This window comes from Acinetobacter sp. CIP 64.2, assembly GCF_000369645.1.
GTDB lineage: Bacteria > Pseudomonadota > Gammaproteobacteria > Pseudomonadales > Moraxellaceae > Acinetobacter.
On the sequence record NZ_KB850121.1, the window covers coordinates 542393 to 554848 of the forward strand.

At 42.9% G+C, this 12456-nt stretch carries 10 protein-coding genes; 4 read left to right on the plus strand and 6 right to left on the minus strand.

The genetic code is table 11. The annotated features are described in order from the left end of the window. Nucleotides 1-78 precede the first annotated feature (78 nt). Nucleotides 79-1668, minus strand: a complete 1590-nt coding sequence (locus F895_RS13835) for a peptide chain release factor 3 (RefSeq protein ID WP_004655793.1) — start codon at nucleotides 1666-1668, stop codon at nucleotides 79-81. Nucleotides 1669-2115: 447 nt separating this feature from the next. Here F895_RS13835 and F895_RS13830 point away from each other — a divergent pair, with 447 nt between their 5' ends. From F895_RS13830 to F895_RS13820, 3 genes are all read left to right on the plus strand, one after another. Then, complete coding sequence (locus tag F895_RS13830) at nucleotides 2116-3129, plus strand: DUF1852 domain-containing protein (RefSeq protein WP_005239703.1); 1014 nt, start codon at nucleotides 2116-2118, stop codon at nucleotides 3127-3129. A gap of 27 nt (nucleotides 3130-3156) precedes the next feature. Next, nucleotides 3157-4179, plus strand: coding sequence for a methionine synthase (locus tag F895_RS13825; protein WP_010590079.1), 1023 nt, complete (start codon nucleotides 3157-3159; stop codon nucleotides 4177-4179). A 91-nt stretch (nucleotides 4180-4270) separates the two neighbouring features. Next, entirely contained in the window at nucleotides 4271-4762 is a 492-nt protein-coding gene (locus F895_RS13820) for a flavin reductase (RefSeq protein WP_005239705.1), read from the plus strand. Here F895_RS13820 and F895_RS13815 read toward each other — a convergent pair. After that, complete coding sequence (locus F895_RS13815; protein WP_005239706.1) at nucleotides 4759-6189, minus strand: methylenetetrahydrofolate reductase C-terminal domain-containing protein; 1431 nt, start codon at nucleotides 6187-6189, stop codon at nucleotides 4759-4761. The two genes, F895_RS13820 and F895_RS13815, sit on opposite strands and share 4 nt — an antisense overlap. A gap of 281 nt (nucleotides 6190-6470) precedes the next feature. Here F895_RS13815 and F895_RS13810 point away from each other — a divergent pair, with 281 nt between their 5' ends. Beyond that, nucleotides 6471-6851 carry a carboxymuconolactone decarboxylase family protein gene (locus tag F895_RS13810; RefSeq protein WP_005239707.1) on the plus strand — a complete coding sequence of 127 codons (381 nt, stop codon included), beginning with the start codon at nucleotides 6471-6473 and terminating at the stop codon, nucleotides 6849-6851. Between the two features lie 72 nt (nucleotides 6852-6923). Here F895_RS13810 and F895_RS13805 read toward each other — a convergent pair whose 3' ends face one another. From F895_RS13805 to F895_RS13790, 4 genes are all read right to left on the minus strand, one after another. Beyond that, complete coding sequence (locus tag F895_RS13805) at nucleotides 6924-7811, minus strand: LysR family transcriptional regulator (RefSeq protein ID WP_005239709.1); 888 nt, start codon at nucleotides 7809-7811, stop codon at nucleotides 6924-6926. Between the two features lie 21 nt (nucleotides 7812-7832). After that, nucleotides 7833-8558, minus strand: a complete 726-nt coding sequence (locus tag F895_RS13800) for a helix-turn-helix domain-containing protein (protein WP_005239710.1) — start codon at nucleotides 8556-8558, stop codon at nucleotides 7833-7835. 189 nt (nucleotides 8559-8747) lie between these two features. Next, nucleotides 8748-9137, minus strand: a complete 390-nt coding sequence (locus F895_RS13795; protein WP_005239711.1) for an outer membrane protein assembly factor BamE — start codon at nucleotides 9135-9137, stop codon at nucleotides 8748-8750. Between the two features lie 63 nt (nucleotides 9138-9200). Next, nucleotides 9201-12456, minus strand: a 3256-nt coding sequence (locus F895_RS13790; RefSeq protein ID WP_081402016.1) for a YadA-like family protein, incomplete at its 5' end; no start/stop codon positions are given.

Consider the following 12456-nt stretch of genomic DNA (forward strand, 5'->3'; position numbering starts at 1 on the left):
GGAGGAGCATCACGAATCTAAATAGTTATAGAACTCGTGAAAAAGTCCCTCTTACATAAAGAGAGACTTAGGGAGATTCTAGTGTTCTCGTGTGTTACGGAACTGAATGTCTGGCCAGCGTTCTTGCATTAACTGCAAGTTTACACGACTTGGTGCCAGATAAGTCAGATGACCACCGCCATCCACTGAAAGCTGGTCATGTGCTTTTTTCTTAAATTCATTCAGAATTTTGTCATCATCACAATGCACCCAGCGCACGGTATGTACACTGACTGGTTCATAAAGACAATCGACCTTATATTCTTCTTTTAAGCGGTAAGCCACCACATCAAACTGTAACACACCGACCGCGCCGACAATCAGGTCATTACTGATTTGTGGCATAAACACTTGGGTTGCACCTTCTTCAGACAACTCTTTCAAACCTTTTTGCAATTGCTTGGATTTCAAAGGATCTTTTAAGCGCACGCGGCGGAACATTTCAGGGGCAAAGTGTGGAATCCCTGTGAAATGCAGATCTTCACCACTGGTAAAGGTATCTCCAATCTGAATGGTTCCGTGGTTATGCAAACCAATGATATCACCCGGCCAAGCTTCTTCCAGATGCTCACGCTCACCTGCAAGGAAGGTTAATGCATCACTGATACGCACATCTTTACCAATACGCACATGATTCATTTTCAAGCCTTTTTCATATTTACCTGAGCAAATACGCATAAAGGCAATACGGTCACGATGCTTTGGATCCATATTGGCTTGAATCTTGAAAACAAAGCCTGTAAAGCCTTCTTCATTGGCTTCAACAATACGTTCTTGTGTTGGATGTGCTTTCGGCTCTGGCGCCCAGTTGATAAAGGTATCCAGAACATGATCCACCGCAAAGTTACCTAACGCTGTACCAAACAATACTGGGGTTTGTTTACCTTGCAAGAAGAGCTCACGGTCGAGTGGCTCATTGGCCATTTGTACCAATTCAAGTGATTCTTCAAATGAAGACCACGCCAACTCACCGACTTTTTCACGAATATCGGCATGGTCATAGCCATCACGTACTTCGATATCGGTAATGGTTGAACCAAAACCTGCTTTATAAACATAAAGTTTATTTTCAAGCAGGTTATACACACCGGCAAAGTCACGTCCCATTCCCAACGGCCATGTAATCGGTACACAACGGATGTTCAAGACATTTTCAATTTCGTCGAGTAACTCTAAAGGCTCACGGATTTCACGGTCCATTTTGTTGACGAATGAAATGATCGGCGTGTCGCGCATACGACACACTTCCATCAATTTAATGGTTCGTTCTTCGACACCTTTTGCCCCATCGATCACCATCAAGGCGGAGTCAACGGCAGTCAGGGTACGATAGGTATCTTCCGAGAAGTCTTCATGTCCCGGAGTATCGAGTAAGTTAATGGTGTGCTTTTTATAAGGAAACTGCATCACCGACGTGGTAATCGAGATGCCACGTTCTTTTTCCATTTCCATCCAGTCTGATGTTGCTGAACGGTCAGACTTACGGCTTTTAACCATCCCCGCAACCTGAATTGCCTTCCCCCATAACAACAGTTTTTCTGTCATGGTGGTCTTACCCGCATCGGGGTGGGAAATAATCGCAAAGGTGCGACGCTGGGCAACCTGTGCCGCTAATTCATCTTTAAACATGCTAAAAATCTACAATTTGTGCACCCACCTGTATCTGCAAACGATGGCAAGAACAGAGGGCATGCGAAAGAATTTAAAATTGGCGCAATTGTAGCAGATTTACAGAACATATTGATCGATTGTTGATATGTCTTAAGTTATCCACAAAAGAAAACTTTTTTGCACAACAAGACCTGCTAACGAAATCAAAGCACGTGAAAAAATGACTCGATTTGATCCAACTTGGCTAGGCAGTGGCGAGATTTTCTCGGTCTATTTATAGCGATACCCCTTGAGACAAGCTTTTGAGCCGTCTTCTTAATAGCTCACAATAATGCACAAGCTCAAACATGAATTTCATTCACTTTGGACTTAGATTAAATCATTTTTATTCAGCTAATGATTACGGTATAAATCACTCTATACAGAAATTCAGATTTATCTCAGAAATTAGGGTGGCAGATTAAAATGAGTAAAGCATTTAATTTTACGATCAAGAGTATTCGTTTTGACGAGAACTATCAGCCTTCAAACAATACCCGTATCACAACCAACTTTGCCAATTTGGCTCGTGGTCAAAGCCGCCAAGAAAATCTGCGTAATACCCTAAAAATGATCGACAATCGTTTCAATAGCTTAGCGCATTGGGATAATCCAGCCGCTGACCGCTATGCGGTCGAACTTGAGATTATTTCTGTAGAGATGAATATTGATGCTGGCAGCACGAGCAATGCATTGCCTTTAATTGAAATTTTAAAAACCAGTATTGTTGATCACAAAACCAATCAACGTATTGAAGGCATTGTGGGCAACAACTTCTCTTCTTATGTGCGTGACTATGATTTCAGTGTGTTATTGCTTGATCATAATAAAAATCAGTCAGGATTCAGCACACCAGAGAATTTTGGCGACTTGCATGGCAATCTATTCAAGAGTTTTGTCAATTCAGAGACCTATCAGCAACACTTTAAAAAACAGCCCGTAATCTGCCTCAGTGTTTCGAGCAGTAAGGTCTATCAGCGTACTGCCAATCAACATCCAGTGTTGGGTGTGGAATATGAGCAAGATGAATATTCATTAACGGATGAGTATTTCCAAAAAATGGGCTTAAAGGTGCGTTATTTCATGCCGCCAAACAGTGTTGCGCCGTTGGCTTTCTATTTCTCTGGTGATTTGCTTAGTGATTACACCAATCTGGAATTGATCAGCACCATCAGCACCATGGAAAGCTTCCAAAAGATCTATCGCCCTGAAATTTATAATGCCAATTCAGCGGCCGGAAAATCGTATCAACCGAGTTTGAAGCATCAAGACTACTCACTGACTCGCATTGTGTATGACCGAGAAGAACGTAGTCGTTTGGCGATTGAGCAAGGGAAGTTTGTTGAAGAACAATTCATCAAGCCTTACCAAGCCATTCTGGAACAGTGGTCTGACCGCTACTCTGAAAAAAGCGACTCGCAAACAAGTTACGCGCACTAATTTATTGAAAATATAAGGTTATTCATGATGAAAAGATTATTACCAACATCGACTGCGGGCAGCTTACCAAAACCGTCTTGGCTGGCAGAACCTGAAAAGCTTTGGTCACCATGGAAATTGCAAGAGCAAGGCTTGATTGAAGGCAAACAGGATGCATTACGTTTGTCTTTGCATGAGCAGCAAGTGGCAGGCATTGATATTGTCAGCGATGGCGAGCAAACTCGTCAGCATTTTGTGACGACATTTATTGAACACCTTACTGGTGTTGATTTTGAGAAGCGCGAAACTGTACGCATCCGTAATCGTTATGATGCCAGTGTACCAACTGTTGTGGGTGCAGTATCACGTCAAAAGCCTGTGTTTGTTGAAGATGCCAAGTTTTTACGTCAGCAAACCCATCAACCGATTAAATGGGCGTTGCCAGGCCCGATGACCATGATTGATACGCTGTATGATGCGCATTATAAAAGTCGTGAAAAACTGGCATGGGAATTTGCCAAAATCCTGAATGAAGAAGCCAAAGAATTAGAAGCAGCAGGTGTGGATATCATTCAGTTCGATGAGCCTGCCTTTAATGTGTTCTTTGATGAATTGAATGACTGGGGTGTTGCAACCTTGGAACGTGCACTGGAAGGACTGAAGTGTGAAACTGCGGTGCATATTTGCTATGGTTACGGCATCAAAGCCAATACCGACTGGAAAAAGACCCTCGGTTCAGAATGGCGTCAATATGAAGAAGCTTTTCCAAAGCTACAGCAGTCAAAAATTGATATCATCTCACTCGAATGCCACAACTCACGTGTGCCGATGGATTTGATTGAGCTGATTCGTGGCAAGAAAGTGATGGTGGGTGCGATTGACGTAGCAAGCAATACCGTTGAAACACCAGAAGAAGTGGCAAATACACTACGTAAGGCACTTCAATTTGTGGATGCGGATAAACTCTATCCATCAACCAACTGTGGTATGGCGCCTTTAGCGCGTGATGTTGCACGTGGCAAACTGAATGCATTAAGTGCAGGTGCAGAAATTGTTCGTCAAGAACTCTAAGCCCTGTACGCACTGATCGTGTATGGAGTAAAGGGTGACACTTGCTCGCCCTTCTTCTCCCAATATTCGGGTTTAATTGAGGAATAAAGTGATGGTCGAAGCAACAGACTTTAGAGATGCAATGTCTTTATTAACCAGTGCAGTCAGTGTGATTACCACGACAGGCATGTCTGGTCGTTATGGCTTTACTGCATCTGCTGTATGTAGCGTCACTGATACCCCTCCGACCTTATTGGTCTGCATGAATAAAGCATCAAGTTCGCATGTACATTTTGTCGACAATAAAATCCTCAGCGTGAATGTGTTAAGTGCCCAGCATCAGCATATTTCTAAAGCGTTCTCATCGAAACTGAGTCCAGAAGAGCGCTTTAAACATGGCGTGTGGTCAGAGCTAGAAACCGGTGCACCTGTTTTGGAGGATGCCTTGGTAAATTTCGATTGCGAGATTGAGCAGATTCAGGAAGTGGGAACGCATACGATTTTTATTTGTCGTATCGTCGCAATTCAGCAGAGTGAACATGAGCATAGTCTGGTGTATTTTAATCGTGCTTATCATCATGTCGGGCAGACAGAAACCGTTTAAATCTCCTTCCCCCTATTTTGTGGCTCTATTGATTTAAACCAATTCTTCCAAGAGCTCGTTGCCCGTGTCTCGATGGACACGGCTGGAATCAATTCTGTTTTCAGCAGCTCCGTTTGACCAACCGCCTTTGCCAGTCTAGCCTTGACAGAGTGAATACATTCTCGATCGCCAAACTCACAGCGATCTAAACTCGTTCCACCACATGGCCCATTGGCCAAACCTTTCGGGCAGGTTTCCGGACAAATATATAATGTTTCACTTAAACGACATTGCCCACAACTATCACACCCAACCGCATAATGCTTGCAGAAATGTTCAAGCTTTAATAAAAGATGGCTGGCTTTGGGGCGCTCCCAAAAAGCGGCTTTAAACACAAAACGGCCAAGCTGCAGCGCCGCATTAGAGCTAAAGAAAACACCATGCAGGAGTTGCATATTTTTATATTTTAAAATTTGAGCGCTGGTTACTTTCTTACGAACAATCTCAACCTTTGGCTGAAACACGCGATGGGTCGTCGTTTGCCACAGCTGATACCAAAGCTGCTCACACTCAGTCAGCGATAAGTGTTGATACTGCTGTAATGCCTGTTCAAGTTGAGCCTGTTCTTGCTGTTTATGACATGAGGATAAATGTACGCCTTTATAACCAAGATGCTTACAGATCAAAATTTGCAAGGCACAACGTGCATATACATTTTTTTTAGCCTGAGCTGAATCGCCCTGATTTTCTTGCTCCAGTACCTTTAAGATATGCTCAGAAATCACAATGCCAGCCACCTGATGGCGCAGCATAAACTGTGCTCGACGCAAAGTCAGTGGCATCACACAGGCAATCAAGGGAAAGCCAGGATAATCGAGTGCTAATATGGCTTGAGCGTGCTTGGTCTGCTCTAGGTCAAAACCCAATTGGGTAATTACAAAATCTGCTCCTGCCCTAATCTTTTTATGGAGTTTGAAATACTGTGCATCACGCTCTGCTTCGGTATATTTAAATGGATTAAATGCGACACCAATATGAAACGTCTTGCGTTTTTTCGCTGCGATGACTGCATTCACCGATTCTAAATAGCGTGTCCGATCCGTTGCTAGCCGCTGACCAGAGGAATGCTTTTTAAGCTTATCACCTGTGAGCAATAACAGATTTTGCTGCCCTGCTTGCTCAGCCTGATCCAAGAATGTTTCAAACTCGGCAATATCTCTGCCCTTGCCTGAAAAATGTAATAATTTTTCAATTGTTTCAGGATAATGCTGTGCAAATTCAATCGGTGCAGGATCTTCATCAGTTTGCACCCGATCAGCCAACGTCATCATTGCAGGAAAGCCCGCAATTGATTGTGGTACAGGCAGAATACTTTGAGTAGAACATAAGTATTCGACTAAAATACAGAAGCGATCTTGAGCTAAGTGCTGAGCGAATAGAGACAACATAGAAAGGAGATAAATAACAAGGCAGGATGGCGATCCCAAACTACTAGTATAATTTATCTATTTAGAAAATAAAGTGTCCCTCAATAGGTCTGAAGCGCCGACAAGTACACAAATTTCGAAGTCTGCTTAGGTCATTTTCAAACCTTTCATTGTGAATGGAGCTATTTTACTGAGAACAACGCAGTCAGCATGTTCAACTTTAGCTTGTACAATGATTGGGGTAGGATGGGTGTCGTCTCATCAAAAAGCGAACCTTTTCTCACTGCAATAAGAGTAAAAATATGTCACAACAAGATTATGAAAATGGCTTAAAAGTGCGTACCGAAGTTATGGGTGAATCCTTTGTCAAACGTGCGCAGGACAATACTGTACCCTTCACTCAACCTTTACAGGACTGGATTAATGAGCATGCTTGGGGTTCAACTTGGCAACGTGAAGGTGTACTACCCCGTAAATACCGCTCTTTGGTGACGATTGCATTTTTAACTGCATTGAAGAGTCCAACCGAGCTTAAAGGCCATATTCGTGGCGCATTGAATAATGGTGCAACAGTCGAAGAAATTCAGGAAGTATTACTACACAGCTTGCCCTATTGTGGAGCGCCAGCAACCCAGGAAGCCTTTAGAGCTGCACTGGAAGTTATTAATGAGTTTCAAGAATAGAACCAGCCTCAGTACTTCTAGGTTGATGTATAAAGCCCGTGATCTACATTTGGGCTTTGTACAGCAGTTTCATCATTGGAAATAATGATTCTTCACAATTTCGATAAACGCATTTGCTTCATCCACACCAATCTGCTGAGACTTGATCACCCCGACTTGCAATGAAAGAGAGAAATCGTTCAGTTCAACAATTTCCAGATCATCATGCTGTAACACAAAGCTATCGAAGAAAGATTTCGGATAAAGTCCCAGACCTTCCCCCCTCAAAATACTTTGCAATTGAAGTTCAATACCAAAAATCTCTTTATTGATATAAAACCCCAGTTTTCGGTCATACAAGAGTTGAGCCAAACTTTCTCTAAAACAGCAACCATCAGGATGAAGGATCCAGCCGCGTTTGCTACACATTTCCAAATTATGATATTTACTGGCTTCGCCTTTTCTCGTCACAATCACAAAAGGAAGTGTGCCTAACTCAAAAAATGAAATATCGGTGGTCAAACCAAGATTCGATGGAATCATCAACGCAGCCAGATCTATGTCCCCTTCATAGACTTGCTGTACCAGACTACATCCCCATCCACTATAAATATCAATCTCATAATACGAGCTCAACTTTTTGGATTCATAAACTACATGATCCAGAATGTCATCTATAAATGTTTGAGCAATACCAATCCGAATCTTTTTTTTAACCTCGCTACTGCCTTCACTACTAAAATTTTGAAGTGACTCTAACTGCTTTAAAATAAAACAGCTTTTTAAATACACTTTTTTCCCTAAACTTGTGAGCTGTAATGGCCTAGTCTTTCGATTAAACAATGTGCCTTTAACAAGCTCCTCGATATTGCTAATACGTTTCGTCACTGTTGACTGATTAACACCAAGCTTTTTAGATGCAATCGTGATTGACTGATGATCAACGACATATATAAAAGTTTTTAAGTCCCTAATATCCAAAACTTTATACCTCAAATTGAATTATTTTAAATATTTTCTAAACTGACAAGGCGAACATCCTGTCCATCCTCTAAATGCACGTGTAAAAGCACTATGCTCTGTATAGCCCAGTGTGTATGCAATATCACACAAACTTACATTTTCGTTTTTCAATAAAAATAATGCCTTTTCATGTCGTATTTGCTTGACCAATAATTTGAATTCTTCGCCTTCACTTCTTATTCTTTTCGATAATACCCTGGGTGTTAGTCTCATTTTTTTTGCGACTTTGATTAAATATGGCTCGCCTTCTGACAAGGTATGACCAATTTGCAGATTTACTTTTTCAATAAAGTCGATTGTTGCCTCGATCTTACGTGGACATGATGCAAAAAAGGCTTGCAAGCAAAGCTCATCAAACTTTTTAGAAACCGTAACTGAATCAAATAGGTCACTGGAAAATAAAGCATATTTATAAAAATCGTCTATGTTTGGCTCGAATATGCAATGCACATTATCCATATTAAATTGAGTAGTTAAGCACCTGATCTCATTGGAAAAATCAAGTACCGCTAAATCTTGGTCGACTATCTCGCATCGATATATCAAAATAATTCTAAAATGCTCGACAGATAGGTTATTAATGAGGGAAAAGAACTTATCAACTTCTAAAAGAAAAAAAATAACTGCGTGTTTTAAATCTTTATTCCCGACCTCAATAAGGTGCAGCTTTATATTTTTCCCATGCTGTGAGAAAGTATGAAACATATAATCCATCTCATATTTCAATTCATTCAAGCTTATCAAACCTTAGTCTTAATTTTTTAACACATTAAACTCTTTAAATAATCATTTTAGGAAAATTAAACAAACAGATCATTTAGAGCTGCTTGTTTAATTAACAATCAAATCAATGAGCCTGTCATACAGATAAAATGACAAGATTTTTACTTAAAACTAAGTCATTTCCTGCTGGCATTCATGTTCTTTCCAAGATAATTTCTCTACTTTATAGGCTCGATCGAAATCAATGCGTAACTGACAACGTTTATATTGTTGCGTATTAGGGATACGGATATCCAAGACATAATTCCACGTTTTGACCAGCATCATGCCTTCATTAAAATGCGGATTTCCTAAAATATGACGGAGCTGGTCTTTATTCATGCCCACACTTAAACGTGCAACATCATCGACTTCATAGCGTTTCACCAATTTAAGATAACTCTGATTGACTGCTGGAAAAGTGACATCCTGCGTATGTTTGGCGTCTACCTTACCATTCGCTTGGCTTAGCAATACAACACTCAATAGTGTGGTCATGATCAAAATCTGCATCTTCTTCATCTTTTTTCTCACTTTATTATGGTTTAAACCAAAGAGAGTCCAGAGGACTCCCCTGAATTAAAATCAATCAAATACACCACTTAGACCGATACGGAAACTCGGATCGCCCTGCGAAGCAGCAGCAACGCCTGTAGTCAATGACCAGCGACCATTATCCGCTGTCTTACGCAGTGTTACACCGACAGCATTTTCACCACCGTGATAAGCCGCTCCAACTGCATAAGTATATTTGCCAGAGATATATGGTGCTGTTTCAAGCGCCATCGCTGCGGCTACCCCAGCATTGGCATGCTTTTTAACATCATCAATCCGTTGATTGGTGTCATAAAATGCTTGCTGCATTTGGTCACCTAGATTGGTAATCCGATCACCGAGGGCCTGATCGGCATTGTTTAAAGCATTGAGTGCATCACCCACATTGTCATGTTTTCCACCAGCAACCTCGTAGTTCGGTGGTGTCCATCCACTCACTGGATCATAGCCTGCACCACCACCCAATGCTTTGCCCACATTTTCATAGGACTGGTGCAATTGACTACCATTAATTGCATCTTTTGAATCTGGCGCAATTGTACCTTCGGAAACACCCGTGACCTTCCGACTTCCGGCATCAATACCAGCTTTGGTCATGCTTGGACCTTCGGCGATACGCACACCATCTGCGGCAATCGTGGTTCCTTCATTCCCCCCTACATTGACTTGATTGGCAGCTGTTACACTATCGACCTTAATATCTTTGGCTAAGCCGACTTCATAGTCCTTGCTACCATCCGCCTTGGTCGTTGGCGTGACTGAAATATTGCCATCCTTATTGCTCACCGTCGATTTGGCTGCTGCAGCCGCACCTCGAACTGAGTTAATCGCATCATTAATGTTGTTTTGACCTGTGCCACCAACATTACTGGTCGTGATTGATCCATCTGGATTCACCGTGGCATTACCACCTACAACGTTTTTGACGCTGTCGGCAACACCATGTAACTGACCACCATTAATCGCATCTTGTGATCCCGCAGCAACCGTACCATCTGCTACGCCTGTGACTTTATTGTCTCCTGCATTGATACCGGCTTTGGTCACGCTTGGGCCACCTGTAATGTGCAAGCCATCCCCATCAACTTTAGTACCACCTGCTGTCACACTATCAACATTTATGTCCTTCGCTAAACCAACTTTATAATCCGTACTACCGTCCGCATTGGTACTACGATTAATCGTAATATTCTCATCACCCTCCGCCTTGCTGACCGTGGTTTTGGCTGCTTGTGCCGCTTTACCCACTGCACCAATTGCATCATTGATATTGTCTTTGCCTGTTCCACCAATGTTACTGGTGTTGATCGTACCGTCCGGATTGACTGTGGTATTGCCACCTATTGCATTCGATACACTATCTGACACGCCTTTTAATTGGCTGCCATTGATGGCATCTTGTGAATCAGATGCAACTCGGCCAGCTGCGACGCCCCCTATCACCGTATTGCCTGCATTAATGCCACCCGCAGTAATTCGTGGCCCTATACGATTGCCGATTGAGTCAACAAAACCGAGCCCGTCCTGACCAAGAACAGTGGTATTTCCTGCCTGGTCTTTTAGACTTACTCCTTTAGCTGTCAGGATGGTTTCATTACCATCTGCATCTGTTGCTGTCACACTGTCAAATTTCACATCCTTCGCAGTAGCAACCTCATAGTTGCTACTCCCATCTGGATTGGTCGATTTGGTCACAACCATATTGTCACCCTCAGTGACTGTCGTCTTGGCTGTAACTGCATTTTTACGCACTGAGTCAATCGCGTCGTGGATATTGTTCTGACCTGTATTACCAACATTACTGGTCGTCACTGTACCATCTGGATTTAAGACTGTTTCACCGCCAATTGAGCTTCGAACACTATCCGCAACACCATGTAACTGACCACCATTAATCGCTTCGGTTGAGCCTGCTGCGATGGTGCCATCGGCAACACCACTGATCTTGCCCGTTGCGCCATCAAGATTGATATCACCCACTTTCACTGAATCAAAGGCAACATCATTCGCAGTGGCAACGTTATAGATATCTTGTCCATCTGTGCCCGTGGTTTTGGTTACGGTGATGTTTTTACCTTCAGTCACTTCGGTTTTAGCGGCCGCGGCTGCATTGTCGAGTTGACCTTTATTCACCGCATCAGTGTTATTGACGCCTGCTGCAACATTAGTAATTGAATTTCCTGCAGCATTAATCCCCGACTTGGTGATACTTGGGCCATTGCTGATGGTCACGCCATTGTCATTAATGACGGTATCACCTGCAGTCACACTATCAACTTTCAGATCACGGTTTAAACCATATTGAATCGTCTTGCCATTTTTAGTGACCGTCAGGTTTTCTTCATTGGCAACGGTACCGATATCAACCGTATCACCCGCTTTGATCGCACCCGCTTTGGCACCATTGCTTTGTAGATTCCAGCCTTTATCCAACTCAGTGATGGCATCACCAACATTGCTCAGGTTATTACCATTGACGCTATAACTTGGTGCACTGACCGTACCATCTGGATTAACAACCGAGCCACCGCCTAAAGCATCTGATACGCTCTTCGCTGTTCCTGCCAATTGGCTGCCATTAATCGCCTCTGTTGAAGTCGCAGTCACATCACCTGCGGCAACACCGCTGATTTTGCCCGTTGTGCCATCAATCGTGACATCACCAACCTTAACGTTGTTAAAGTCCACATCATCCGCAGTCGCCACTTCATAAATCGTTTGACCATCTGCACCAGTACGACTTTCAACGGTCATATTCTTGCCAGCTTCAACTTCAGTTTTCGCAGCGGCTGCTTGCCCACGGACTGAGTTAATCGCATCATGAATATTGTTCTGACCTGTATTACCGACATTACTGGTCGTCACTGTACCATCCGGATTTAACACCGTGTTTCCGCCGATTGAGCTACGGACACTATCTGCGACGCCATGTAACTGGCCACCATTAATCGCTTCGGTTGAGCCTGCTGCGATGGTGCCATCAGCAACACCGCTGATCTTGCCCGTTGTGCCATCAATCGTGACATCACCAACCTTAACGTTGTTAAAGTCCACATCATCCGCAGTCGCAACGTTATAGATATCTTGTCCATCTGTGCCCGTGGTTTTGGTTACGGTGATGTTTTTACCTTCAGTCACTTCGGTTTTAGCGGCTGCGGCTGCATTGTCGAGTTGGCCTTTATTCACCGCATCAGTGTTATTGACGCCTGCTGCAACATTAGTAATTGAATTTCCTGCGGCATTAATCCCCGACTTGGTCATGCTTGGGCCATTGCTGATGGTCACG

Bases quoted from the DNA above. Each gene is read 5' to 3' on its own strand.
- F895_RS13835 (WP_004655793.1), bottom strand. From the start codon at position 1,668: ATGTTTAAAGATGAATTAGCGGCACAGGTTGCCCAGCGTCGCACCTTT.
- F895_RS13795 (WP_005239711.1), bottom strand. From the start codon at position 9,137: ATGAAGAAGATGCAGATTTTGATCATGACCACACTATTGAGTGTTGTA.
- F895_RS13810 (WP_005239707.1), top strand. From the start codon at position 6,471: ATGTCACAACAAGATTATGAAAATGGCTTAAAAGTGCGTACCGAAGTT.
- F895_RS13815 (WP_005239706.1), bottom strand. From the start codon at position 6,189: ATGTTGTCTCTATTCGCTCAGCACTTAGCTCAAGATCGCTTCTGTATT.
- F895_RS13800 (WP_005239710.1), bottom strand. From the start codon at position 8,558: ATGTTTCATACTTTCTCACAGCATGGGAAAAATATAAAGCTGCACCTT.
- F895_RS13825 (WP_010590079.1), top strand. From the start codon at position 3,157: ATGAAAAGATTATTACCAACATCGACTGCGGGCAGCTTACCAAAACCG.
- F895_RS13820 (WP_005239705.1), top strand. From the start codon at position 4,271: ATGGTCGAAGCAACAGACTTTAGAGATGCAATGTCTTTATTAACCAGT.
- F895_RS13830 (WP_005239703.1), top strand. From the start codon at position 2,116: ATGAGTAAAGCATTTAATTTTACGATCAAGAGTATTCGTTTTGACGAG.